The organism is Kyrpidia tusciae DSM 2912 (genome assembly GCF_000092905.1).
GTDB lineage: Bacteria > Bacillota > Bacilli > Kyrpidiales > Kyrpidiaceae > Kyrpidia > Kyrpidia tusciae.
In genome coordinates this window covers 501,298-526,766 of sequence record NC_014098.1, presented here as the reverse complement: position 1 = coordinate 526,766, position 25,469 = coordinate 501,298, and the positions used below count along the sequence as shown (strand labels likewise).

Below are 25,469 nucleotides of genomic sequence, written 5' to 3'. Positions count from 1 at the left end.
AAACAGGCTTTCTACACAAAAATTGATCTTGCATCTCCGGTTACGTCAGGATGTATCATCGGATTCGGGCAGCTCGCGATCCAAAATTCCGGACGTGCTTCGGAGGAGATGGACGATGGAAAGGAAAAAAAGTATTCGATCGGGGAGTTTTCCAAAATCACCGGCACTTCAATCCGGACGCTGCATTATTACGACGAGATCGGCTTGCTGAATCGTCTTGCCGAGACCCACCCCGTCGGCGATCAGAATTCGCGGCCGTAGGGCATGAAGAGCCATCTGGGCCGGGACATATTGGTATTCATTATCCGCCATGACCGCCTGACCCCGGGTGGTGATCCCGGATTCCGTCAGCGGCGCGCGGGCTATGAGGGCATGAAGGAACAGCCGGGACCGGCGGTAATTCGGGGAATCATCGAATACAAACCGGACGTCCTCGGGTTTTAACTCCTGGATGTCATCCAACGAAGTGAGGAAAGTCGCCCTGTAATCCCGCACCGTTTCCGACATGCCCACTGCTTGCACGGCATAGGTCTCATTACCGCTTTTGAAGCGGGCGCAGGCGAGATGAGCCATGAGATTAAAAGGGTCCGAATCTCCTAAACTCTTCTGACGCTCTCTAGGTTTCACCCTCGGTCCCCGCCAGAGGCACGGATGAACTCTCGTCGCCCGTCCCCATCTTCGCCCGTAGATCCTCTCGGAGCTCCTTCTTCAAAATCTTTCCCACCGGATTTCGCGGGATGGCGTCGACCAATTCCAATCGCTCCGGCCACTTGTAGACAGCGACTCAGAGGCCCTTCATGAACTCCACCAGTTCCTCCAAGGTCGGGGGATCCTCCTTTGCCCGGGGCACCACGTACACGCAGGTGCGTTCGCCGAGCACCGGATCGGGCATCGCCACCGCCGCCACATCCGCCACCTTCTGGTGACCAAGAAGGGTATTTTCCACCTCTTGGGCACTGATGTTGAACCCGCCGCGGATGATAATATCCTTTTTTCGATCAAAAAATCCGATAAAATTCTCTTCTTTGCGCTGGAACAGGTCGCCCGTATAAAAATATCCGTCCTCGTCAAAGGCCTTGGCGGTGAGCTCCGGCCGCCGGTAATACCCGGCCATCACGTTGGGCCCCCGGTAGGCCAGTTCCCGCTCTCCCAAACCTACACAAATCTCACTTTGCGCAGAATTTGGGTTCGGGACTGTCATGTCCCTCATTTGATTTCTTGGCGGCCAGCGGCGTGATCTCCCACCCGCCCGCCGACAATCCCCGGCATCTCATGGATCCCTAGACCGTCGAACCGCCAAGCCCGCCTGGTCGTAACGACTATTTTGTCTCCCAGACGGCCCGAGCCAGGCACCTCCAAGTTTTTCAGCACTTGTTCCAGTCCGTTGATCGACGAATTCTCGTCCCGGATGTGGTGCGTCCCGCACTCCGGACAGGTCCACTCCCGAACCTCCGGCGGAATCCCCTCCGGCACTTTGTAGTCGCATACGTGGCAGGTCCGGGTGGACCCGTCTTCGTCCCACTCGCCGTACACTTTCCCGGATCGGGTTGCTGTCCACTTCAAGGTTTTCTTGAATCTGCCGATCAGCGACTGGTTGTTCATCGCCCGGCGCATCCCCCGGCTGATTCCCCCGCCCTGCGGCGTATAGTCCCCCACGAACACCCCGTCGTACTCCCGGTACAGCCGGTTGGCCACCGTCCGCAGGTACGTCTTCGTCTGTTCTCGGCGTACCCGCCACAGCTCTTCCAGCCGCTCGTTCAGCTTCCGCCACCGCCGCGAAGGCAGCCACGCCTCCGTCCCGTCTTCCCTCACCACCCGAACCGACTTCCGCTTGCACCGGTCCCGAAGGGACTTTAGCTCGTCGATTCGCCGGTCCAGGATCTTGAGAAACCACGGGTTTTGGATTTCCGTCGCCACCCCGTCAGTCCCCACTCCGTAGCCCAGGTTCTTGTGGTTCGGGTCAATCGCGATCACCCGCCCCACAGATCGCCGGGACGGCACAGGCCGCCTGACCGTGAAGACCGCGTAAAACAGCTTCCCTTCCTTGACAATCCGAAGCTGGCGAACCATTCCCGCCTCGAACCAATCGGGCAAGGGTTCCGCCAGCCGGGCCGTCACCTGGGCTTGCTTCTCTTTGCCCGTTCCTTCGTCCAGCACCTTCCCCAGAGACAACTCCAGCTTCCGGCCCTCCAACCGGTACCCCTTCCACGGCTCGTCGTATTGCAGGGAGAACCATTCCCGCTTCCACGACCGGAACTTCGGCCAGCCGACGCTCGATGCCCCCTTTTCGCGGCGGGCCTTCTGGTATTTCCGGATCGCTCCGCTCAGCCGCAGGGCCGCGTTCTTCAGCACCGACGAATACACCGTCCGCAGGAACGGGCGCTCCTTCTTCAGCGCCGGAACCCGGTCCCGCAGGCCGCGTTCGGTGTACAGCACCTTTCCCACAGCCGGGTCCTGGGTCTGCCGGAACCGCCGGCGCAGTTCGTTCGCTTCCTCCAGCAGGCGGTTGTACAGCCAGTTGGCGATTCGCGACTGCCCGTCCAGAATCGCCGCCGTGTGTTCATCCACTTCCAGAAGCATTTTCAGGACGGATGGCATCGGCCGCCTCCCTCAACGTCTTCATGATGTCTCTAATCGATCGGCTCCGGCTCCCGTACAGCCGGGCCGAAAACACCGTGATGATCTCCAGCACGTCCTGCACCAACTCTTCCTCGAAGGTCGCCTCTTCCGAGGCACCCCTGATGACCACCTCCGTGCCGAAATGCTCGCAGAGCGAGAACACCAACTCCGACCCGAAACGAAGCAGGCGGTCCTTGTGGGTGATCACCAACCGGCCCACCTCGCCGGAACAGATCCGGAGGATCAGCTCCCGCAGGCCCCTTTTGTTGTAGTTGAGCCCAGAACCCAGGTCGCGGATCACTTCGTACCGCCATCCGTTCGCGGCACAAAAGGTCTCCAGCAACTCCACCTGCCTCTCCAAATCCGCTTTCGGGTCGTGGCTGGAGACCCGGGCATAGGCGAGAGTGATCCGCTCTTTGGGCTCCGGCTCCCTGCGGGACCATCCGCGAAGGCTGGCCAGGTCATACCGGCGGTGCCCGCCCGGTGTCCGCTCGACCCGGATCTTTCCTTCCGCTTCCCAGCGGCGCAACGTCTCTGGCGATACTCCCAACTCTTTGGCGGTTTTTCCAATGGAAACCTTCATGGTTAAATTCTACACAAAATGAGTAAGAATATCAAGATATATCAAAGTTTTATTTAGCAGTTGCGAGCCCCACGGCGCCGACTTCGGTGAGCACCTCCTTGGTGACGGGATCCACCAGTTTCGTCCGCACTCCCTGGACCACCCAGTCCACGCCGGACTTTCCCCAATCCGGGAACCGGTCCGCCCGGCGCGCCAGATCCGGCACATCCACCGGCCCGGCCACCAGCCCCGTCCCCTCGTTCTGTCCCCAGATGTTCACGATCTCGATGCCCCATCGCCGTTTGAACTCCTGCATCGCCCATAGCGACGGCGGCGCCGACCCCGTGGTGATGGTCCGCACCGCCCGGAGGTCAAACTGATCCACATTGGGGTGCTTGGCGATCATATTGATAACCGCCGGAACCAAGATGGTGAAATTAACCTGCTCCTGCACCATTTGGCCGATAAAAATCTCAGCGTCAAAAGGATGGTGTAACACGAAAGTTCCGCCAAAGGTCAGCCAGGGGATAAAATTCACACCCACCGCCGTCATGTTCACCAAAGGTGCGACACACAACTGGGTCTGGTGTGGCCCAAAGCCCGTGGCCTTGGATAGCATTCGGGCCTGAAACAACCAGTTGTTGTGGCTGAGGGGACAGCCCTTTGGCTCCGCCTCGGTGCCCGAGGTCCAACAGATGGTGAAAATATCGTTCGCATCCATCGGGATGGCGCCCAGCCGCTCTTCATCATACGCGCCCCGAGCCATCTCCCGAACGTCTTCCAGGGTCAGAATCTCCCGCAGGGCGGGCAACTGCCCTTGAAGTTGCCGGGCCATGTCCAAGCCGCTGAAGCCGCGAAACCGGCGGGTGGTGATGAACATGGCGGCTTCGGTGAGCCCGGCGATATAGCTGAACTCCTTGGCCCGCCACTGAACGGGAAGCGGGGCGATCACACCCCCGGCCCGGGCGACGGCCAAATAAAGCATCGCCAACTCCCACACGTTCGGAAGCTGAACCATCACCACATCGTCTTTCCGCAAGCCCCGGTCCACCAAAGCTTGGGCCACGGCCCCCACGGCCTGCTCCAACTCCCGATACGTCAGCCTCTCCGGGGAAAGACCCACCAATTCTTCTTTGTTGGGCGGGTCCACCAAGGCCACCCGGTCCGGGTGGGCCCGGGCGTACTGGCAGAATCGGTCCCAGAGGGTCTCCGTGCCCCAGTACCCCTCCGCCGTATATTCGCGAATTCGTTCCGGTGATGCGAGAATCACGACTTTCCCTCCATTTTGACGACAATATCGCAAAACGCCAGGCCTGGGGTGCACTCCTGGGCCGGCGCCCCCGGAACAAACTTGAGCCGGCACCCCGGGAGCGGCGCCGGGAGCAGCCACGAGCGGTAGCCTCGCCACATCCCGGAACAGCGACCCGGTAGAGCCCAGGGCCGGCGCCGGGGACTGCCGCTCCGAGGTCCCGAACCTCCCGCGCCTGGCCCCCGGGTGACAACCGGGGCCTGGCGGTCCCATCCCGGGCCTCCCGAACCAGTCACTCAAGTCCACAGCCGGCGTCCACCGGCCCCGCAGCTCCGATCACTCCGGAATACGCTCGATAATCGTGGCGTTGGCCATCCCGCCGCCTTCACAAATCGCCATGAGGCCGTAGCGCCCTTTGCGCTCCTCCAGCCCGTTGAGCAGCGTGGCGGTGATCCTGGTCCCCGTGGCTCCGAGGGGATGGCCAATAGCTACCGCCCCCCCGTGGACGTTGACCTTGTCCCAAGGCGCTCCGATCTCTTTCTGCCAAGCCAGGACCACCGATGCAAAAGCCTCGTTTACTTCGAACAGATCGATATCCTCCACCTTCAGGCCAGCCCGCTCCAGCACCTTCTGGGTCGCCGGTATCGGTCCGGTCAGCATCGTCACCGGATCCACCCCCACCGCCGCAAAGGCGACAAACCGAGCCCTGGGACGGAGCCCGAGGCGCTCCGCCGTCTCGCGGCTCATGACAAGCGCCGCGCTCGCCCCGTCCGAGATCTGGCTAGCGTTACCCGCAGTAATCAGTTCCAGATCCTCAAAGGCCGGCGGGAGGGCCAGCATCTTCTCCAAGCTCGTATCCGGACGGATCCCCTCGTCCTCCGCAAAAGTCCTGTATTCGCCCGGGGCATCGGGCACCGGGACTTGAACCGGCACGATCTCCCGGGCAAAACACCCCTTTTGCCGGGCCTTTGTCGCCAACTCATGACTCCGGAGTCCAAACCGGTCGAGATCTTCCCGGGTGAATCCCCACTGTTTGGCGATCATCTCGGCTCCCAAGGCCTGGTCAAAAAATTGCCGGTTCCAACGGTCCATGCGGTACCGCTCCTGGAGGTCCCGGGTCATGGGGACCCCGTGCACCCCGATGGTGCTCATCATGGGAACCCGGGTCATGGACTCCACCCCGGCGGCGATGGCGATATCATACACCCCCGCCATGACGCCCTGGGCGGCAAAATGCAGCGCCTGCAGGCTCGACCCGCACTGGCGGTCGATGGTCACCGCCGGCACCGACTCGGGCAACCCCGCGGACAGCCAGGCATTGCGCCCGATGTTAACCGATTGTTCCCCCACCTGATCCACGCAACCGACGATCACATCGTCCACCACCGCGGCGTCGAGCCCACTGCGACGGATCAACTCTTTCAACACCCCGGCCAAAAGGTCCACGGGATGGACCTGGGCCAGACTCCCCCTCCTCCGGCCGATGGGGGTGCGGATTGCATCAACGATCACCGCTTCGCGCATCACCGATTCCTCCTCATGACATTTTCAAACACCCTCATATTTATTTCGAGAAGTCGGACAGTACACCTGCCAAAACCGACCGGCCCAACTCTATCATACCGCATTTTTCCCCAGGAGACGACCAGTCGTTCGTCTTCGACAAGATTTTCCTTTTGTATTGGTTCGATATGAAGAAAGGAAACCGTTTCGATCTGCGCTTCATCACTTGGCTGGTCGCCGGCCTTTTGGTTCTGATCCTCCCGACCGCGATCCTTTTCCGTCATTATACAATGCTTTCTCTTTCCCCTTCGGTGCGGCCCATCCCTTCCTCCGGCCCTCGCACGGTCGAGTTGCTCTCCCCGACGATTGAACCAATGGAGCACTACCGTAACCGCGTGTTGGTTCTGATGTATCACCACATCGATCCACACGAAAGCGATATGACCATTTCCCCCGAGCGATTTGCAGACCATATGAACGCCCTTCAGAGGGCCGGCTATCACGTCATCGGGTTGGACAAGCTCCTTCGTTTTGCATTGTATGGAAATCCGGTGCCCGACAACGCCGTGGTCATCACCTTCGATGACGGTTACAGGAGTTTTTACCAGTACGCCTATCCTCGGCTAAAAGAACATCACTACCCCGCGACCAACTTTATCATTGTCAAATCCACCGATTCCCCGGCTCCCGGGAGCATTCCGCACCTGACATGGGCCGAGATGATGCAGATGAAGAAAGACGGGATGACCTTTTGCAATCATACGTACAATCTCCACGGGCTCGCGGTGGTGGATGCCGCAGGCCACCGCAAACCCGCCCTTGCCCATGAGATATTTTTGCCGGACAAGGGCAGGACAGAAACCAACCGGGAATATGAGGAGCGCATCCGCCGCGATCTGGCCTTGGCCCAGTCGCGCCTCGACGCCGAACTCGGCGAACAGCCCAAAGCGCTGGCATTCCCTTTTGGGGCGTACAACGATACGGTGATCAAAGTCGCGGAATCCTTGGGAATCCAGCTCTTTTTCACTGTCAAGCCCGGGATCAACCCTCCGCACCGCACACTTTTCGACCGGATTGATGCGGGAACACCAACCCTTACTGGCCAGGGACTGCTCGAGGTGTTGAGCCGATATGATCCGTACCGGTCCGAAGCGCTGCGTTCAGCGGGACAGCCCTTCCCCGATTAGCCTTCGCGAGCAAAGCGTAGCGCCGAGATTTTCTGTCCCACTACTATCACCCGCAAATATTACGCAATCTTCAGATTTATGACGTTCATATCTTTACATGCCCAATCTATCATGGGACATGTCCGGTGATGGCCGGGCGTCGGAAGAATCAACACAACGAGGAGGAAAGGCGCATGAAGAAGCGGAGGAGGATTGCACGAAAAAGGTGGGTGGCGGGTGCGGCCATGGCCGGGCTCCTCTTAGGGACCGGCTTAGCACCGGGATCGGCGTGGGCCCGGGAGGCCGGGCCTCAATCCAATGGCACCGCGGTCACCTCCTACGACTGGGTCGTGACCCCCGCTGGGAAGCAGGTCACCCTGGGAGATTTCCCCATGGGGGGCGCCCTCAGCCGAGACGGCCGATACCTGGTGGTCTCGAACGACGGGCAAGGCACCCAGTCCCTTCAAGTCATCGACCTCGCACAGCAAAAGGTCATTCAGACCATACCCTACAAGTCTCCGGAAGCCCTTTATCTCGGCGTGGCTTTCAGCCCGGACGGAAAGACGCTGTACGCCTCGGCAGGCGGTAACAACAAGATCCGCGTGTTCCAGTTTCGCGACGGCCAATTGTCCGAGCAATCCCCCATTGCGCTCATCGGTCTAACCCCGGGGCCTAAGGCCAGTAACCAAAAGGGAAATGCCTATCCCGCTGGACTGACCGTTTCCCCAGACGGCGGCTTCTTGTATGTCGTCAATAACCTGTATAATACCGTGGTCAAAATCGACACCTCCACGGGCAAGGTGGTGGCCCAGGGGAATGTCGGCCAATACCCGTACACCGCTCTGCTCTCCCAAGACGGAAAAACCCTTTACGTCACCAACTGGGGCGAAGACACGGTGACCGCTCTGGATCCGGACACCTTACAGACCCGGGCCACCATCGAGGTCGGCCTCCACCCGAATGCCCTGGCCCTGAACCCCCGCACCGGCGCGATCTATGTGGCCAACTCCGACAGCGATACCCTCTCGGTGATCGACCCCTCCCGGCAAAAGGTCGTTCAGACCATTTCCCTCGCTCCCTATCGCGGCGCCCTGCCCGGAAGCCAACCGGATGCCCTCACCGTGAGCCCGGATGGCCGCACCCTCTACGTGGCCAATGCCGGAAACAACGACATCGCCGTCGTCGATCTCGGCAATGGGTCCCCCACCGCCCGGGCTGATGTCAAAGGTCTTATCCCCACCGGTTGGTACCCCACTGGAGTATACACAGCCGACAGAGGAAACCAGATCCTGGTCCTTAACGCCAAAGGTCTCGGGGCCGGACCCAACACTCAAGGGCAGTACATCGGGAATATGATAAGCGGCACTCTTTCCATCATTGACGCCCCGAACCCAGGCGAACTCCGGCGTTACACCGAGCAAGTGAAGCGCAACAATCAACCCGCCTCTGGGCCTGAGTCCGGCGGGCGCCCTGGTAACGGCTCGACGGACCGGTTTCCCATCCCCCGATTCCTCGGCCAGGATTCCCCGATCAAGCACGTGATCTACGTCATCAAAGAAAATCGCACCTACGACCAGGTGTTCGGCGACATGGGCAAAGGCAACAGTGACCCGTCCCTGACCGAATTCGGCGAGGACATCACCCCGAACCTTCACAAGTTGGCCAACCAGTTCGTGCTCCTCGACAACACCTACACCGACGCCGAGGTCAGCGCAGACGGGCACAACTGGTCCACCGCCGCCGAAGCCAATGACTACGTCGAGAAAAACTGGCTGGCCAATTACAGCGGCCGGAACCGGGGATATGATTTCGAGGGCACAAACCCCGCGACCTACCCACAAAATGGATTCATCTGGAATGACGCAACGAAGTCGGGGGTGTCGTTCCGGGACTATGGGGAGTTCGTGGAGAAAGACCCCAAGACAGGCAAATGGGCTCCCACCGACCCCAGCATCGGGCAAAACTATGATCCCGATTATCCCGGTTGGGATTTGAACATCTCCGACCTGACCCGCTTCGACCGGTGGAATGAGGAATTTCAACAATACGTGAAAAACGGAAATCTTCCTCAGTTCGAGATCGTTCGATTGCCCAACGACCACACCATGGGCACCAAACCCGGAGCCCTCACACCCCAGGCCTATGTGGCCCAGAATGACTACGCCCTCGGAAAACTCGTCGATGCGGTGAGCCATTCTCCCTATTGGAAAAACACGGCCATTTTCGTGATCGAGGACGATTCCCAGGACGGCTTGGACCACGTGGACGCCCATCGGACCGAAGCGCTGGTGATCAGCCCGTACACCCAACGGGGCGGCGCCGTGGACAGCACTTTTTACGATACGGCCTCCATGTTGAAGACCATCGAACTGATTCTCGGCATGAAGCCGATGACCCAGTACGACGCCGCGGCCCTGCCGATGATCAACGCCTTCACCACCCATCCGGATTTTGCGCCCTACGACGCCGTGCCCCCGACCTATCCCCTCGACGCCCGCAACGGCCAAAATGCCCCCATGGCCATGGTGTCCGAACAGATGGACTGGAGCCAGGAAGACGTGGCCTCGCCCAAGAAATTGGATGAAGTCCTGTGGGCAGCGACTCATCCGGGACAACCGTATCCGAAAAAAAGTGAGGCAGACGGGGGCCCCAATGCGGCCACCGGCAGCGCCGGCGCTGCCGAAGCAGCCGATTAATCCCTCCGGATAAAGGTTGAGGGCCGTCCCGTCCACCGGAGGCCCTCCCTTTATTCTCTCCTCATTGCTACGAACAGTTCGTCACCCCGAACCGCCGCGCCGTGGTCCCCTCCCTTCCGAAGCCGCCCGGGTGCCCGTTTCTTTCCGAATCAATTCGGCAAAGGCGGCCATCAAACCGCCGGCCCCGTATCGGGTGCGGAAAGATTCCACCGCGTCCGAACTAATCACCCGTCCCCGATTCAGAAAAATCACCTCATCCGCCACCTGTTCGGCCACATCGAGCTGGTGCGTCGAGAACACCACAGACCTCCCGCTCCTTTTGACCCCGACGAGGAGCTCTGCCAGGATATCCACCCAGTACGGATCCAGTCCGTTGGTCGGTTCGTCCAGCACCAAGAGGGGAGGGTCCGCCAGGATCGCTTGGGCGAAGAGCAGTCGCTGCTGCATGCCCTTAGAAAAGTGGCCAACCCGCTTGTCCCGCTCCGCCCCAAGTCCTACGATTTCCAAAACATCCCTGGCTCTTTGCTGATCCAGGCCTTTGAGCCCCGCGAAAAAAGTAATCGTCTCCCAGGCGGTCAAACCCGGGGAGAAGGAAAAATTATCCGGCATGTAGCCGATCTGTTCGACATAATCCCGGATCCGTCGACCCGTTTCAATCCCATTGACTCGAATGACCCCGCTCGTCGGCCGCAGGAGGCCCACCGTCATCCGCAGGATCGTACTTTTGCCAGCCCCGTTGCCGCCCGCAAGGGCCAACACCCGTCCGGGAGGTAGCCGAAAGCTGAAAGGGTGGACCACCCTATTGCCGCGGATCGTTTTTGAGATATTTTCCCACTCCAGGCCCATCTCACCCACGGCGTCGCCCCCTCTCCCAGACCCACACAGCGAGTGTTTGAAAAACCGCCAACCACAGCAGTCCGAATCCCGCCATCACCACCGGTCCCCAAGGCCCCGACGCCCCTTCCACCATCTGGACATAGGCCGGACCGAGGATCGATCCGGCCCCGAGCTGGATGACGGTGAACAGACGGACCAATTCGGCAGGATTACAGAACGTGAGAAGGGTCAACATCGGTTTTACGGCGCTGTGGGGCATGAGATTTAAAGAGGCAATGAGAAGGGTCGGCCAGGCGAGCACCGTCACAAACCACACCCCGACCCCCATGGTCAGCGCCTGCCAGCGATTGGCCGCAAGCGCCCCGATCAGGAGGGCAATCCCGAGGTACAACAACAGGATGGCCGCTGAAAAACCCGAGAACAGAGCCAGATCCGCCAGGGTCACCCCCTGCCCCACCCAGGCCCCGACCAGACCGAACAGCCCGAACCCCACAGCCAGTATCGACGCCAAAACGACAACCAAACCTACAAATTTCCCCGCCATGTACGCCCAGGAAGACAGGGTATAAGTCGAAAGCAGATCCCGGGTGCCGTCCTCCTTTTCGGCCGTCACGGAAAAAGCACCCAAGAGCAGCGTCATCATCGGCAGCAGATAGAGGATCAGGTTCATCATCGTCGCCGTGGCATGAGTATACGCCGGTAGCCCGGCCGCCCGGTTCGACTGAATCAAAACCAGAGCCAGGCTAAACACGCTGAACAGAGCGAGAAACGAGTATGCCCAGGGATTCCGGTACCCCAGCTTCATTTCCCGCTTGGCAATGATCCAGGCAGCGCTCACTTGGCTCAGTGCCCCATTTCCGCGCCGCTCATATTACCTCCGTTCATGCTGCCGCCGCTCATGCTGCCGCTGTTCATGTTCATCTGTTCTTTCATTTTTTTCATCATTTCCATATTGCGGGCCCAGTTATGGCTCCCCAACTGATCCGCCGCAAACAGCTTTCCCCCCGGGTACTGTTTCAGGAAGTTTTCCGCATCGGCCTTATTCTGGAAGGAAACGACATTATAGGCCATGGGAGTCACGATATTCGGGTCGTAGACATAAGTGGCGTCTTCGAATTTGAGCCATTGACTGCTGTTGTAATCCCGGACAAATCGCTGGGCAACCTGAGAAGTGCCATTTTGCTGGGTCCACTTGTTCATGCAGCCGAGGTCGTCAAATTTAAGCGCCTGGCCATCGGCGAGAATGATCTCCGTGGCAAAATGATCATCTTTGACTGTCATGTGGCAAACGGCACACTTGTCCACGGCGGGGTCGATGGCCGCCGGTTGGGCGGCTTGTTTCCCGCAGCCCGCGAGAGCAAGACTGAGGGCGGCGGTCGCCGCCAGCATCCCGATCATCCGTTTGATTTTCATGCTTTCACACCCCTGGTCGATGGTGTAAGAATGGATAAAGTCCCAGTCCGAGAAGGAAAAACGACACAAGCGGAACGGTTTTGTCCATCGGCGGTGCCGACGCGGTTGCGGTGTCCGGTGGCTTCATCAAGGGAGCCGTGTCCGTGAGCCAGCGCCTGGTATCACCGGCAAACAACTGCTCCAACACGAAGGTCCCCGGTGCCTGGAAGAAGATCTGGTAAGCGGGAACGGCCCGGGTGAGCGCTAACAGGAAAGGAGAGGCCTGGTAAGGAAGGTCAGACCGCCCATCTCCGTCCGCATCGAGTCCCTGCAGGTCATCCCAGTAATTACCCGCCATGCGATTGTCCCGACTGGAGATCGCCTGGGCCTGAACGACATTCCCGACCCACAAGTTGCGATTAAAATCGTTGTCACGGGACGCTGTCATATAGAGTCCCAAGAAATTTTGCGCAATCGTATTGTCGACAAAACGATTCTGGCTGGCCTGATCCACATAGAACCCGATGCGGTTGCCGATGACGTGGTTCTCGGCAATCAGGCAGTGGTGGGAATCATACACCAGAATCCCTTGGGCCTGTACATTGGCGGCTTGTTTCTCGATGTGATTGCCGATGACCCGGCTGCCGTCGTCCCCCATGACCATGACCCCGGTGATGTTTCGCGCGAAGCGATTGCCCGAGATGTCACTCTCACCGGTGAACATGAGGTGTACCGCGTAGTGAGAGTCCTGAACGACATTATTGAGCACCTGGTTTCGGCGGCTGGTATCGAGATACACCCCGTCCTGAACCTTGGCGATTCGACAATTCTCCACCCGGTTGTCGTTAGAATTCCACAGTTCAATGCCGTTCCCGACGGTGAACACCGTCCCGCCGGATCGCCCGACCCCCGTTCCCTGGATATGCACCCCCCGGATCTTGTTGCCATCGGCACCCTGAAGCCGGATCCCGATACCGGCAGTGGCTATCGTCAGGTCGGACAATACGTTGTTGTCGCCGCGAACCTCCACAGTGGCGTGCTTCGGCAGACTGAGTTTGTCTTCTAGCCGCACCCCCTGGACGTTCGCTCCGCTTGTTTGCAACAAGAGCAGCGGCCGGTCTTCCGAACCCCCGCCCCCGTTTACGATTCGCACCCCCGGACCTCCAAAAAGGGTGATGGGCTTTGCCAGGGTGATGGGACCGGCATACGTCCCCGGGGCGATCTTCACCGTGGATCCGGGCGGTGCCCGGTCGATTACGGCCTGAAGACTGTCGGAACCCTCTTCGGCGTACACCGGCACGCTCCATACCAACAGCCCGAACATCACCAGCAAAGCCCGCCACGGGATGGAAACTCTTCCCTGACCAATCAGCGACACCTCCTCCCTGCTGTGCGGCAACCCCGCCGTGCCCGACCCGGCCTTCCCCCTGCCTTCACCGTAACGCATCACGCAATATTTGCCCGTAGCCCTTTCAGGCTATTTATGTGACAAAAGGGTGGCGGTACTCCGAAGTGGGCCAGAAAAACATCAGCCCATCGGAACCGCCACCCGATTCAACTCCATGGCCGATCCATTTATGAAACAGTCCCCACCCATCCACCCGCACCGACACCATCGTTCCAAACCCGGCCCCGCCCGGTCCACTTCCGCCATGGCGCCGTGCCGGCATCTGTTCACTGGATCAGTCCACAAAACTGCCTCGAAATGCGGGCTGTTCGCCAAGCGGCTCTCCGGCAAAGAAAACAAGATGCAACGGGGTCACAACCGATACGTGGACCGTCTTTGATGGATATGCCGTCCCGAAGATTGATCCACAATTGGATCCCTGAACTCACTCATTCACAGGTGACTTCCCTTAAAAAGTCGTCCAAGACCATTGGGAAATCGCCAACATCATCAGCGCCGCGGAAGCAAGGGCAATATTTTTGGTAAAATGAGCCATTTCCGTGGCTTTCCCTTGAGCATCTTCCACGGTCCAAAAGTTGTGCACCCACACCGCCGCAGCCACCAGAAAAATGGCCAACAGGATTAAAAGGGGTTGAACCCAGTAACCCGTCAAAATACTCAACCCCCCGGCCAGCAACAATAGGCCGGTTACAGCGACTGAAAATCCCGGCACAGGGATCCCTTTATAGGCAGCGTACTGTTTTGTGCTTTCAAATCGAGTAAAATGAAGAATACCATCCAGAATGAAATAAACTCCAAATACAACTCGCCCCACCAACCACAGCCAGGTCATACCAACCTCCACCTTTCGCTCTTATGATGAAAATGGTTTTTATAGCACTATAGTACCACTCCAATCTTTCTTTTGTCAAGTAACTACTAATTAGCTACCATAAAACCGAATTCCACCTTCGTCGCACGGGCTCCGAGACGTACCCAAGAACCATCAGGCCGTCGTTTCACGTCCAAAGGCAACACCCCCCTACCTCCCCCGACCGACCCATTCCCGCCATGACCCCGCTGGAATCTCCGGATACCCCCGGGAATCCAACCACACGTACACCCATCCGGACCGCTCCTCCCGGGCGTCCCGGACCCACACCCGCTCATAGGCATTTTTCTGACCCGGGCCCCGGTATTCTTCCAGGTCATCCATGGCCCGAAGCCCCTCCGGCGTCACCTCGAACCACTCGCCTTCCACTTCCCCCGCCGCCTCGTCCAACACCAGCGCCGGGTACGCCCCCACGTCGTACAACCGCCCCCGCACCCGGCCCGGGCGAACGCTGAGTAGATAGGGAGCGGCCACCCCGTGATTTGCCTCCCCCACCAAAAGCGTTCCGTACACAAACACGCGAACCATCGGTCCCTTCTCACCTTTCCCCGTCGACATACCACCTGAATACCCCTCGTTGCGCCCTTTGCAGATCACCATTCACCCACTCCGGATCATCCCTGTACCGCTGGGAGCGCCAGGGGTCCCCGAGCATGTGATACCCGCGCTCCTCCCAATATCCCGGCACATCCTCCGCCAAAAACTCGAGTCCCCGCACCCATTTGGCCGATTTCCAAAAATATAAATGGGGCACCACCAGGCGCAGGGGCCAGCCGTGTTTCGGGGTCAGGGATTTTCCGCCATGGGAGTGGGCCAAAAGGACCCCCTCTTTGAGCAGCTCCTCCAGGGGCAAATTCGTGGTCCATCCCCCGTAGGCGTGCACCAGCACGTACCGGGCGTCCGGCAAAAGCCGCACCCGCCGCAGCACCTCCCGAACAGCAACGCCCTCAAACAGGTTGTCGTATTTGGACCACGTGGTCACACAGTGAATGTCGCACCGGTACGAAGTCTGGGGCAGGGCCATGAGTTCAGAATAGGTGAACTGAACCGGTTCCTCCACCCGCCCGAACAGTTCCAGTCTCCAACTCTCCAGGTCAATCTCCGGCACCCGGCCGGCATGCAGAATGGGCCAGCGCTCCGTGACAAATTGACCCGGGGGAATACGTCCCTCTTCAGCCACCGCCGCACCTCCTCCGACAATTCCATGTCCAACACCGATTCCATGCAGAAGAATCCGACCTGCCGTTCAGCCTCGCCCGCCTCCGGCGACGTTCAGATCCCGCCCAAGCGCGCCTTGCCCATCCCCCGGCCGCCCCACCTCCTGATCGGCAAACTGTTCGGCGTACAGCCGGGCGTACAACCCACCCCGGGCCAACAGCTCCCGATGCGTGCCCTTCTCCACCACCCGGCCGCCGTCGATCACCACAATTTGGTCCGCTCGCAGGATCGTCGACAGCCGATGGGCGATGACAATGGACGTTCTCCCCTGGAAAAGGGGCTGAAGGGCGGCTTGGATATAGCGCTCGGAGTGGGAATCCAGGGCCGAGGTCGCCTCATCCAAGATCAAGATCCGGGGATTTTTGAGAATCACCCGGGCCAGGGCGATGCGCTGCTTTTCGCCCCCGGAAAGCTTATACCCCCGCTCCCCCACTACCGTATCGTACCCGTCCGGCAGCCCCTGGATCATGTCGTGGATGTAAGCCGCTTTCGCCGCCACCTCCATTTCCTCCTCGGTGGCGTCGGGCTTGGCGTAGAGAAGATTGTCCCGGAGCGAGGCGTGGAATAAAAATGTCTCCTGGGTGACCACGCCAATCTGCCCGTGCAGCGACGATAATGTCACGTCCCGAAGGTCGTGCCCATCCAACGTCACCCGGCCCACCTCGGGGTCGTACAACCGGGGAATCAAATAACTCAGGGTCGTCTTCCCCGCCCCGCTCGGCCCCACCAAGGCCACCAACTGCCCGGGTTCGATGGTCAGGTCGATCCCCCGCAACACCCACTCCCCTCCAGGCCGGTAGCGAAAATATACATTTTCAAACTGGATCTGGCCCCGAACCCGCCCCACATCCACCGCCCCGGGACGGTCCTCAATCTCCACGGGTTTATCCAGATACTCGAACAGTCGGCTGAACAGCGCCGCCGACCCCATCACATTGACGTGAATATTCGCCAAGGCGGACACGGGACCGTACAGTTGCCCCAAATAAGCGGTAAAGGCCACCACCGTGCCCAGGGTCATGGCGTCCCCCATGACCAGGCGCCCCCCATACCAGTAGATGATCGCCGGCCCCGCCGTGGAGATGGTGGTGAGCATCATGAAAAACCAGCGGCCCACCAGGCTCTGGCGCATCTGCGCCTCCATGAGCTCTCGGTTTTTCGCCTCAAACCGTTCCACTTCACTCCGCTCTTTATTAAACGTCTTCACCAGAAGTATCCCGCTGACCCCCAGCGTCTCCTGCATCAACGCGCTGAGATCGGCCAACTTCTCCTGACTTCGCTTTCGCAGGTCGTAATTCATCCGCCCCACTCGGCGGGTAGGAACAATAAAAAGGGGCAGGATCACCAGCGACAACAGGGCCAATTGCCAGTTGAGGGCAAACATCGTCGCCACGGTGATGACCACGCTGATGACATTGCGCAGAGAGTTGGCCACGGTGTCGCTGACCACCATTTGGAGACTGTTTACATCGTTGTTGACCCGGGACATGATCTCCCCGGTTTTTGTATTGGTGAAAAATTGCAGAGGCATGCGGACCAGGTGTCGATACATTTGGTTGCGCAGGTCGAACATCACGCCTTGGCCAATGCGTGCGTTCAAATAACCCTGAAGCACGCCCACCGCCGCCGACGCCAGGGCGGTGGCCACGATCAGCCCGGCCAACTCACTGAGGAGGACCATATCACGCCGGGGAATCGCCCGGTCGATGATTCCCCGAATCAATAAAGGCTGGACCAGTCCGAGGAGGCTGCCCAGGACGATGGAGCCGATCACCCCGGCGAGCGGGAGGGCATACGGCCGAAAATACCCGGCAATCCGCCGCCAGGGCACATCTCGAAATCCCCGCCCCCCTTTTCCCTCCCCCCAGTCCGGTGCCGTGTAATAACGCAACGACAACACCCCCGTTCTTTCTATTTTAACAGAACGGCCGGGAGCGGGGAAATCGCGAAAACCGCGCCAGTGAGCCCACCGAGTATGGTAGAATAGATCCGATCCCGATATGGAAAGGAGAAACGGCCTTGTTCTCCACGTCCACCCACTTGGCCTTGGCCGCCGTGGAACGAAAATTCGCCGCCGGCGAGCGCCTCGATTTTGAGGATGGCTTGGCGTTGCTTCAGTCCCCGGACCTTCTTCGGATCGGGGCGATGGCCGACGAAGTTCGGCGACAGAAAAATGGCGATGACGCATATTTTATCGTCAACACCCACCTCAATTACACCAACATCTGTCATCTCAGTTGTAAACTGTGCGCCTTTGGGATAAAACCGGATCAACCCGGGGCCTATGCCCTCAGCCTCGAACAATTGGAAGCGAAGATGAAAGAGATCGCCGGGCGGGGTTTCACCGAACTGCACATCGTCGGGGGCGTCAACGCCTCTTTGCCCCTCTCGTACTACGAAGAGATGATGCGCCTGGCGAAACGCCTATTGCCCGGGGTTCACGTGCAAGCCTTTACGGCGGTGGAGATCGATTACATGGCCCGCGTCGCCAAGCTCCCGGTGGAAACCGTTCTTGAGCGGCTCCGGGAGGCGGGGCTCGATTCGATCCTCGGGGGCGGGGCTGAAGTGTTCGACCCGGAAGTGCGACGGATCATCGCCGGGCACAAAACCAGCGCCGACCGGTGGTTTGCCGTCCACCGCGCCGCTCACCAGATGGGCATCCGCACCAACGCCTCTATTCTCTACGGTCACATCGAGCGGCCGGAACACGTGGTGGACCATTTGTTGCGCCTTCGGGAACTTCAGGATGAGACCGGCGGGTTCTCTTGCTTTTTCCCCTTCGCCTTCCACCCGGCCAACACCGCCCTGGCGGAGGAGTATGGGATTCAAGACACCACCTCAGGGTATTATGATTTGCGCATCCTGGCCGCCGCCCGGCTATTGCTCGACAACTTTGACCATATCCGGGCTTTCTGGATGATGATCGGCGAAAAAATGGCTCAGGTGTCCCTGGCCTTCGGGGTGGATGACCTGGACGGCACCGTCATGGAGGAACAGATTGTCCACGCCGCCGGCGCCGAGACGGCCCAAATGGCTCCGAAAGAACAGTTTATTCGCATGATCCGGGAGGCCGGTCGGATTCCCGTTCAGCGGGATACGCTGTATAATAAGATTAAGATCTATTGACTCGTCACGGTCCGCACCGTCAAAGGCGACGTGCGATGCCGGAACGATTCCCGCCCGACCGGCCGGATGGTCACCAGCGGCCGGCGAATGGCGACGCTTGATTGCGCCGAGATTGCGCAAGGGGGGATGTGCCATGATGAATAAACTGTACGGACTTTTCGGCGCCACCTTGGGCGTGGCTTTTGTCGCCTTTTGCTTGAGCGCGTATTTTCTGTCCCAACAGATGTACGGGGCCATCGGGTGGACCGTGCTCGTCGCATTGGTTCTTTACATCATTTTCGGCCTGACCGCGGATCGGGTGGATTTTCGCCGGGACGGCCGGTACCGGACGAACAATTTGAATTTCGGGTACTATAAACATCACTCCACCCCGGCCGCGGTCCGTCGCCTGGAAGAGGAAAAAGCGCACAAGGATCAGCGGTCCCAGGCTTCCTGAACCGCCACTAAGCAAAACCGGGAGCGATCCCACGCCCCCGGTTTTCTGTGGTCAGAACCGTTCAGACACCACTTTGGCCTGGGTGAGGAGGAGCAGATAGTCCTGGCCTCCGGCTTTTGAATCGGTGCCGGACATGTGAAAACCTCCGAAAGGGTGCGCCCCCACCAAGGCCCCGGTGATTTTGCGATTAAAATAGAGATTGCCGACTTCGAATTCCCGCCTGGCCTGTTCAAGATGGGCGCGATTTCGAGAATACACCCCTCCAGTCAGGCCGTACTGGGTTCCGTTCGCAATCCGGAGGGCCTCGTCGAAATCCTTCGCTTTTAAAAAGGCCAGCACAGGACCGAAGATTTCCTCCTGGGCAATCCTGGCCTCGGGGGGAACATCGCGAAAGATCGTCGGCTTGATAAAATACCCGTCCCCCTCGGCGGGACCACCTCCGGTCACCAGTTGCCCCTCGGTTTGCCCAATCTCGATGTATTGAAGCACTTTGTCATACGCCGCCCGGTCCACCACCGGCCCGTAGGACGCCTCTTCCAAATCCGCCGGTGCCACCTTGAGTCGCTCCGTGAGTGCCCTGACCCGTTCCAAAATGGGCTCGTACACGTCATCCAGGGCGATCACTCGGGAACAGGCGGAACATTTTTGCCCGGCGAATCCAAACGCCGAAGTGACGATCCCCGCCGCCGCATCGTCGAGATCGGCGTCACTGTCCACAATGATGGCGTCCTTGCCCCCCATCTCCGCAATGACGCGCTTTAACCATTTCTGCCCCGGCTGCACTTTGGCCGCCAGTTCATAGATGTGAACCCCCACATCCCGGGAACCGGTGAAAGTGACAAACCTCACCTGGGGATGAGACACCAACACATCGCCGATCTCCCCGCCAGAACCGGGAAGAAACTGGATAACACCCGGGGGAATGCCCGCCTCCTCCATGATCTTGGCGAACTCCGCGGCAATGACCGGACTTGCGCTGGCCGGTTTTAACACCACGGCGTTGCCCGCCACCACCGAAGACACCGTCATCCCCGTGAGAATGGCGAGGGGAAAATTCCAGGGCGGAATGACGACCCCGACCCCGAGGGGCTCATAAGTCACTTCATTATCTTCGCCCTGGATGCGGGTCAAGGGATGAGGGCGGGCCAGGCGGATCATCTCCCGGCCGTAAAACTCCAGGAAATCGATGGCCTCGGCAACATCGGCATCCGCTTCTGACCACGTTTTGCCCACCTCGAAACACATGAGGGCGGCCAGGTGAAATTTGCGCCGTCGCATGATCGCCGCCGCCTTAAACAGACACCGGGCCCTGGCTTCGGCCGGCACCCGAGACCAGCTTTTGAAGGCGGACCAAGCCCCCTCCACGGCATCCATGGCATCTTCCCGGGTCGCCGCCGCGACCTGGCCGACCAACTCCTTCGGTCGAGACGGGTCCGCCGAACGGATCCAGTGCCCGCTGAACCGGTCCCTTCCGTCGATGCGCATGGGGTATTCCCGGCCGAACCCCCGACGCACGTCTTCCAGGGCGTCTTTCATCGCACGGTGGAACGCCGGATCTTGAAAATTGGTCAGTGGTTCGTTGCGAAAATCCACCAGCACGAACATCTCCCCCTTCCCCTGAACGGCAGGTCATCCCTATTCTAATCGTCCAGTCGCCGGGTCATGCAAAGTCTGGGAGAGGCGCCCCAAACGGGGCGCCTCGACTGCGGGGGACAGACGAAAAGGGGTGGGATCTCTGCGTGGCAGCAGGGCCGGGTGTCGGGGTCAAGAGGATTCCTGTTCCCGTCCTCCCTCCATCGTGTCAGCGCCTTCTGAGGTATCTTCGGGCAAGGCCGGCGGGTCATATGCCCGCAAGTCTTCCGGCCGGGCGCCGGGTACGGGGTATTGTTCGAGGTAACCAAGAGGTTCTCGAGGGACCCAGCCCGTTTCAAGGGGAGGAAATCCCCAACCGTCCGGAGACGGGCTCCCGGTCCCGGACATTCCGGGTGTCCCTGCCCCCGGCCCCCCGGGCGGCATACCGACACCGGGCGCCCCCGGCATGCCCATTCCCGGTCCCCCGAACATATACGGCATCATCCCGCCCCCGGGCATCCCCGGAATCCCGGGCGTGCCAACACCGGGCATCCCCGGCGCCCCCACTCCAGGCGCTCCAGCGCTTGGCACCCCGGCACCGGGAGCCCCCGGCATTCCGGGCACACCGCTTGGCAACCCCGGTATGATCGGAGGAATCGGCAGGCCGCCCATGGGCGCGCCTCCCCCGGGATAGCCCGCTGCCCCTGGGTATCCGGTCCCTGGCAACCCGGGGTATCCTCCTGGACCTCCCGGCATTCCGGACGGCGCACCCGGGGCACCGGGGACATAACCGGGCTGCCCGGGCATGGGAGCGCCGGTACCCCCGGGAGACACCTGGCCCGGGAGCACTGACTCCACTAACGGCGGAAGAATGCCGGGCAACATGCCCGCCGTCCCATACGGGGCCCAGGGGGCGCCAGGTGCCCCAGGCGTCCCCGCCGGCGGGACGTACATCTGCCGACAGGCGCCGCACTCATCCCCCGGCCCCGGCCCCCCGTAAAGCAACTCATCCGGCACCTGACCCGGCAGTCCAGGAGACGGATAGCTGGCCCCTTGATCCCCGTCGAACCCATATCCATGCCGCCACATCGGCGTCTCGGATTCCACCGGCTCTGTCCAGGCGGCGGGCATCGGTACGGGAGCGGGAGATCCCCCGAGCCACTCCTCAGCACTTTGATTCTTCTGACCCTCGTTGTCCTTCGCGCTCCGTTGGTCCTCCATCGGTTCTCCCTCCTGGGCTGGTGACGTTCAACACCAGTCTATGAGAGAACCGCCGACAGGGTCCGGAGAGTCCAGAAGTGGGCTCACCGGGTCCCGGCGCCAAAAACCATCCACGGAGAACGGTTCGTTCCGCCGCCCGCCGATTTTTCGTTTCTCACACCGTGGGGTCGGTCATCCGGTGTAGATCCATCAGACGATTTATATCCTCGGCACTCACCCAGCCGCTGGCTTCCGCCACCTCTCGCACCGTCCGGCCCTCCTGATAGGCTCTTTTTGCCAACTCCGCCGCCCGGTCATAACCGATCACCGGGTTGAGTGCCGTCGCCAAAGCGGTGCTCCGCTCCACCCAGTGGCGACACTGGTCTTGATCCACCTCCAAGCCTTCAATACAACGCACCCGGAATGCTTCACACCCCGTTCCCAGGATGCGAATGGCGTGCAGGACATTCCAGGCAATCACCGGCATCATCACGTTTAGTTCCAGTTGGGCGCCGGCGGTGGCGGCCGCCACGCAGGCGTCACAGCCGATCACTTGATACACGATCATGTTCATCATTTCAGCCATCACCGGATTCACTTTGCCCGGCATGATGGAAGAGCCAGGTTGCACCGCCGGCAGCCGGAACTCGGCCAAGCCGCCCCGGGGGCCGGAACTGAGCAGCCGGAGATCATCCGCGATTTTCCCTAGGGACAAGGCCAGCCCCCGCAAGGAGCCGCTCAGCGCGGCCACGGCGTCCGTATTTTGCATGAAGGCAAATCGGTCCTCGGGCTCCCGCCAGGGGTAACCCGTCCATTCCCGCAGCCTCTCCAGCACCTTTCCGGGAAACTGCGGGCCGGCGTTCAGCCCGGTACCCACCGCCGTCCCGCCGATCCCAACCGCCAAAAGCCCGTCCGCCGCGTGGCGCACGTCCTTCAGACGCGCCTCCAGTGCCCCGGCCCATCCCCCGATTTCCTGGCCGACCCGAATGGGAACTGCATCTTGGAGGTGGGTCCGCCCGAGTTTCACCACATCCTTATACTGTTCCTGTTTTTTTCGAAAGGCTGCAATGAGCGCCGACACACTGGGAATCAGCCGGGTGTGCACCGATTCGTAGGCCGCCAGGTGCAACGCGGTGTGGATCGTATCGTTGGTGGATTGCCCCATGTTCACGTGATCGTTCGGGTGAACGAGGTCGGTCCTGCCTTTTTCCGCCCCCAGCCACTCACAGGCCCGATTGGCGATCACCTCGTTGGCGTTCATGTTCTGGGACGTCCCCGCACCCGCCTGATAAACGTCTACGACAAAATGATCGTCCCACCGGCCCTCGGCCACTTCCTGGGCCGCGTTGACGATGGCATCGGCCACCTCGGGCTCCAGCCGCCCCAAATCTCGATTGGCCAGGGCAGCCGCTCCTTTAATCAGCGCCTGGGCCCGGATAAACTCCCGAGGCAGCCGCATCCCGCTGATCGGAAAATTTTTTACCGCCCGGGCGGTTTGGGCACCGTAATAGGCTGCATCGTCGATCATCACTTCTCCGAGAGAATCTCTGGCTTTTCGCATATTTTTCACGCTCCTTGACGGTTGGATATACCACATTTTACCGATCAATCATCTCTTGATTTTCATTTCCCGTTTTACAAGATGATACGTTAAAATAAGGTTAACGGCCGCGGGGAGGTCGGGAGCTCGAAATTCCGCCCGAGTCGGTCCGTCGCCGATGCGGACCGCGCGAATCCCGGCGCGATGTCCCGCCTCCACGTCCGATTCTCGGTCCCCGACGATAAAGCTCAGCTCCGGGTCCACGGGGTAGGCGCGCATCAGGTCCAGCAGCATCCCAGGGGCCGGCTTTCGGCAAGAACACCCGCTCTGCGGCGCATGGGGGCAAAACCGAATGGCGTCGATCCGCGCTTTTTCGGCGGTGAGGCGCTGGCGCATCCAGCGGTGCACGCTGCGCACATCCTTTTCGTCCATATACCCCAATCCGACGCCGCCCTGATTCGTCACCACAAACACCCATAAGCCGGCATCGTTGAGGCGCCGGATGGCCGCACCGACCCCCGGGAGCAGGGGAAATTCCCCGACGCGATGAATATGGGCTACATATGGGTTGATCACGCCATCGCGGTCGAGGAACACAGCGGGTCTCACAGCCTCAATCCTTTCATCGAGGTACGGGCTTAAAAACGAAAGACATCTCGAATTGCTATGAGAGCATAGATTGATATGGAAAGACCCTTTGCCTCAGAAACGATCGCACAGGTGTAGATTTCACGAGGAGGTGCTTGTTCATGCACCGATGGGCCGATGTCCATCTGACGTTTAACCTGATCCGAAGCTTATCCAAGGCGTTGGACGACGACCTGCGCCGCATTGCACGACCCTATCACCTGACGGGATCCCAGCTTCATTTGCTGAGTCTGTTGTATCAGGAAGATGGGGTTTCCATATCCACCATCGCCCAGCGCGGACTTTGGCACATTTCGAGCGCTTTCCACAATGTTGCGAAATTAGAACAATTGGGGCTTGTGACCACTCGGTCGAATCAAGAAGACGAACGGGTCACCGAGGTGCACCTGACGGAAGAAGGGCGCCGGTTGTTCGACGCCGTGAGTGCAGAAATTGAACAGTCCCGAGTGATTCAAGCGATTCAAAAACTGCAAGAACACATGGGCGGCCAACAGGAACTCCCGGTTCAGATCGGCCTTTTCCTATGCGAGGCCCTGTCCGGGCGGGATTTTACCCAATGGCTGCTCCGCTCCACCGCGCAGTGGAAGCAAACCGACAATCCTGAAGACGTGGAAAAGATGACTCACACCGTCTACGCAAACCATTGAGTGAGATCGTCCAGTACCCAGGTGGGGGAAACGGCGGCAGACGCAAGATCTTCTCGGCGGGAATACCCGGTCAACACGAGAACGGTGTCAAGGCCAGCCCTGTGGCCGGCCAGAATGTCGGTGTCCAAGTTGTCCCCCACCACGACCACCTCTTCTTTAGGAAGACCGAGCAGGCCGAGGGCTTGTTCCATCATGCGCCCTTGGGGTTTCCCAATCACAAGAGGCGCGACGCCGGTGGCCGTTTCAATGAGCGCTCCGATCGATCCGGCGCCGGGAATCAGTCCCCTCGTGTGCGGCAGGGCTCGGTCCGGGTTGGTGAGCACATAGGCGGCACCGGCCCGGATGGCCAAGCATAGTTCAGCCAGATCGTTGTAGGTGCAGTGGGTGTGAATCCCTTGCAGCACCGCCGCGGCCTCGGCTGGAACGATCTCTCCAGGCCGGAATGCGCGGAGCCCGGCCGAAGACACAGCTTGCCACAGCCCTTCTTCTCCAAGAACGAGAATCGGCTCGTGCTTCCAGACCTCGGCGGCGTAGGCCGCCGCGGCAACCGCCGAGGTCAGGACCCGCTGTTTGTCTGCGGGAAACCCCATGTTCCGGAGCCGAGACGCCACGCGTTCCGGCGAATACATGGAGTTGTTCGTGACGAAGACCACGTCGGTAGAGCGGCTGATTGTTTGATACCAGGACACAGCACTGGGAATGGCCCGGTCCCCCCGGTACAACGTGCCATCGAGATCGACAATCACTCCGCGTTTCTCGTGAAGGTTTTTGCTCATTCT

General features: G+C 60.1%; 25 protein-coding genes and 1 pseudogene. 6 read left to right on the top strand and 20 right to left on the bottom strand.

The annotated features are described in order from the left end of the window. Window positions 1-108: 108 nt before the first annotated feature. Window positions 109-228 (top strand): annotated as a pseudogene (locus tag BTUS_RS17295) (MerR family DNA-binding transcriptional regulator); the annotation flags it as partial. Here BTUS_RS17295 and BTUS_RS18300 read toward each other — a convergent pair. From BTUS_RS18300 to BTUS_RS18295, 7 genes are all read right to left on the bottom strand, one after another. Further along, complete coding sequence (locus BTUS_RS18300; RefSeq protein ID WP_169307914.1) at window positions 169-522, bottom strand: hypothetical protein; 354 nt, start codon at window positions 520-522, stop codon at window positions 169-171. The pseudogene BTUS_RS17295 and the gene BTUS_RS18300 overlap by 60 nt on opposite strands. A 262-nt stretch (window positions 523-784) precedes the next feature. Next, the gene (locus BTUS_RS02665) at window positions 785-1,153 is read right to left on the bottom strand and encodes a class I adenylate-forming enzyme family protein (protein WP_169307928.1); all 369 of its coding nucleotides are present in this window, start codon (window positions 1,151-1,153) and stop codon (window positions 785-787) included. A gap of 53 nt (window positions 1,154-1,206) precedes the next feature. Further along, window positions 1,207-2,598 carry an RNA-guided endonuclease InsQ/TnpB family protein gene (locus BTUS_RS02660; RefSeq protein ID WP_013074588.1) on the bottom strand — a complete coding sequence of 464 codons (1,392 nt, stop codon included), beginning with the start codon at window positions 2,596-2,598 and terminating at the stop codon, window positions 1,207-1,209. Next, window positions 2,561-3,202 (bottom strand): IS607 family transposase, encoded by a 642-nt coding sequence (locus tag BTUS_RS02655; protein WP_013074587.1) that lies wholly within the window; start codon window positions 3,200-3,202, stop codon window positions 2,561-2,563. The genes BTUS_RS02660 and BTUS_RS02655 overlap by 38 nt, the downstream gene beginning before the upstream one ends. 49 nt (window positions 3,203-3,251) lie before the next feature. Further along, on the bottom strand, window positions 3,252-4,451 hold the full coding sequence (locus BTUS_RS02650) for a long-chain fatty acid--CoA ligase (RefSeq protein ID WP_052300526.1): 1,200 nt from the start codon (window positions 4,449-4,451) through the stop codon (window positions 3,252-3,254). Between the two features lie 315 nt (window positions 4,452-4,766). Next, entirely contained in the window at window positions 4,767-5,954 is a 1,188-nt protein-coding gene (locus BTUS_RS02645) for a thiolase family protein (RefSeq protein ID WP_013074586.1), read from the bottom strand. After that, entirely contained in the window at window positions 5,954-6,217 is a 264-nt protein-coding gene (locus BTUS_RS18295) for a hypothetical protein (RefSeq protein WP_169307913.1), read from the bottom strand. Before BTUS_RS18295 ends, BTUS_RS02645 begins: the two co-directional genes overlap by 1 nt. Window positions 6,218-6,307: 90 nt before the next feature. Here BTUS_RS18295 and BTUS_RS02640 point away from each other — a divergent pair, with 90 nt between their 5' ends. Together BTUS_RS02640 and BTUS_RS02635 are read left to right on the top strand one after the other, a co-directional pair. Continuing rightward, window positions 6,308-7,120, top strand: coding sequence for a polysaccharide deacetylase family protein (locus BTUS_RS02640; RefSeq protein WP_245543351.1), 813 nt, complete (start codon window positions 6,308-6,310; stop codon window positions 7,118-7,120). Window positions 7,121-7,293: 173 nt separating this feature from the next. Further along, complete coding sequence (locus tag BTUS_RS02635) at window positions 7,294-9,795, top strand: bifunctional YncE family protein/alkaline phosphatase family protein (protein WP_013074584.1); 2,502 nt, start codon at window positions 7,294-7,296, stop codon at window positions 9,793-9,795. 81 nt (window positions 9,796-9,876) lie between these two features. Here the strand turns inward: BTUS_RS02635 and BTUS_RS02630 are convergent, their stop codons facing one another. From BTUS_RS02630 to BTUS_RS02590, 8 genes are all read right to left on the bottom strand, one after another. Beyond that, complete coding sequence (locus BTUS_RS02630) at window positions 9,877-10,641, bottom strand: ABC transporter ATP-binding protein (RefSeq protein ID WP_052300700.1); 765 nt, start codon at window positions 10,639-10,641, stop codon at window positions 9,877-9,879. Window position 10,642: 1 nt separating this feature from the next. Next, window positions 10,643-11,470: an ABC transporter permease gene (locus tag BTUS_RS02625; RefSeq protein WP_013074582.1), complete on the bottom strand. Its 828-nt coding sequence runs from the start codon at window positions 11,468-11,470 to the stop codon at window positions 10,643-10,645. Between the two features lie 5 nt (window positions 11,471-11,475). Next, window positions 11,476-12,045: a nitrous oxide reductase accessory protein NosL gene (locus BTUS_RS02620; RefSeq protein ID WP_013074581.1), complete on the bottom strand. Its 570-nt coding sequence runs from the start codon at window positions 12,043-12,045 to the stop codon at window positions 11,476-11,478. A gap of 4 nt (window positions 12,046-12,049) precedes the next feature. Then, the gene (locus BTUS_RS02615) at window positions 12,050-13,402 is read right to left on the bottom strand and encodes a right-handed parallel beta-helix repeat-containing protein (RefSeq protein ID WP_013074580.1); all 1,353 of its coding nucleotides are present in this window, start codon (window positions 13,400-13,402) and stop codon (window positions 12,050-12,052) included. Window positions 13,403-13,880: 478 nt separating this feature from the next. Then, window positions 13,881-14,264 carry a DoxX family protein gene (locus tag BTUS_RS02605; RefSeq protein ID WP_013074579.1) on the bottom strand — a complete coding sequence of 128 codons (384 nt, stop codon included), beginning with the start codon at window positions 14,262-14,264 and terminating at the stop codon, window positions 13,881-13,883. Between the two features lie 189 nt (window positions 14,265-14,453). Beyond that, window positions 14,454-14,831, bottom strand: a complete 378-nt coding sequence (locus BTUS_RS02600; RefSeq protein ID WP_013074578.1) for a gamma-glutamylcyclotransferase family protein — start codon at window positions 14,829-14,831, stop codon at window positions 14,454-14,456. A 10-nt stretch (window positions 14,832-14,841) separates the two neighbouring features. Continuing rightward, window positions 14,842-15,483: a sulfite oxidase-like oxidoreductase gene (locus tag BTUS_RS02595; protein WP_245543350.1), complete on the bottom strand. Its 642-nt coding sequence runs from the start codon at window positions 15,481-15,483 to the stop codon at window positions 14,842-14,844. Window positions 15,484-15,549: 66 nt separating this feature from the next. Continuing rightward, window positions 15,550-17,421, bottom strand: coding sequence for an ABC transporter ATP-binding protein (locus tag BTUS_RS02590; protein ID WP_245543349.1), 1,872 nt, complete (start codon window positions 17,419-17,421; stop codon window positions 15,550-15,552). A gap of 119 nt (window positions 17,422-17,540) precedes the next feature. Here BTUS_RS02590 and mqnE point away from each other — a divergent pair, with 119 nt between their 5' ends. Together mqnE and BTUS_RS02580 are read left to right on the top strand one after the other, a co-directional pair. Then, window positions 17,541-18,647, top strand: coding sequence for an aminofutalosine synthase MqnE (mqnE, locus tag BTUS_RS02585; protein WP_013074575.1), 1,107 nt, complete (start codon window positions 17,541-17,543; stop codon window positions 18,645-18,647). 133 nt (window positions 18,648-18,780) lie between these two features. Beyond that, window positions 18,781-19,083, top strand: a complete 303-nt coding sequence (locus tag BTUS_RS02580) for a hypothetical protein (RefSeq protein ID WP_013074574.1) — start codon at window positions 18,781-18,783, stop codon at window positions 19,081-19,083. A 51-nt stretch (window positions 19,084-19,134) separates the two neighbouring features. Here the strand turns inward: BTUS_RS02580 and pruA are convergent, their stop codons facing one another. The 4 genes from pruA to BTUS_RS02560 form a co-directional block, all read right to left on the bottom strand. Continuing rightward, entirely contained in the window at window positions 19,135-20,682 is a 1,548-nt protein-coding gene (pruA, locus tag BTUS_RS02575) for an L-glutamate gamma-semialdehyde dehydrogenase (RefSeq protein WP_013074573.1), read from the bottom strand. A 165-nt stretch (window positions 20,683-20,847) separates the two neighbouring features. After that, on the bottom strand, window positions 20,848-21,876 hold the full coding sequence (locus BTUS_RS19050; protein ID WP_013074572.1) for a hypothetical protein: 1,029 nt from the start codon (window positions 21,874-21,876) through the stop codon (window positions 20,848-20,850). Between the two features lie 154 nt (window positions 21,877-22,030). Further along, window positions 22,031-23,416, bottom strand: a complete 1,386-nt coding sequence (locus BTUS_RS02565; RefSeq protein ID WP_013074571.1) for a class II fumarate hydratase — start codon at window positions 23,414-23,416, stop codon at window positions 22,031-22,033. Window positions 23,417-23,464: 48 nt separating this feature from the next. Beyond that, window positions 23,465-24,004, bottom strand: a complete 540-nt coding sequence (locus tag BTUS_RS02560; protein ID WP_013074570.1) for a D-glycero-alpha-D-manno-heptose-1,7-bisphosphate 7-phosphatase — start codon at window positions 24,002-24,004, stop codon at window positions 23,465-23,467. 140 nt (window positions 24,005-24,144) lie between these two features. Here BTUS_RS02560 and BTUS_RS02555 point away from each other — a divergent pair, with 140 nt between their 5' ends. Continuing rightward, on the top strand, window positions 24,145-24,690 hold the full coding sequence (locus tag BTUS_RS02555) for a MarR family winged helix-turn-helix transcriptional regulator (RefSeq protein ID WP_013074569.1): 546 nt from the start codon (window positions 24,145-24,147) through the stop codon (window positions 24,688-24,690). Here BTUS_RS02555 and BTUS_RS02550 read toward each other — a convergent pair. Then, window positions 24,675-25,466 carry an HAD-IIA family hydrolase gene (locus BTUS_RS02550; protein ID WP_013074568.1) on the bottom strand — a complete coding sequence of 264 codons (792 nt, stop codon included), beginning with the start codon at window positions 25,464-25,466 and terminating at the stop codon, window positions 24,675-24,677. The two genes, BTUS_RS02555 and BTUS_RS02550, sit on opposite strands and share 16 nt — an antisense overlap. Window positions 25,467-25,469 lie beyond the last annotated feature (3 nt).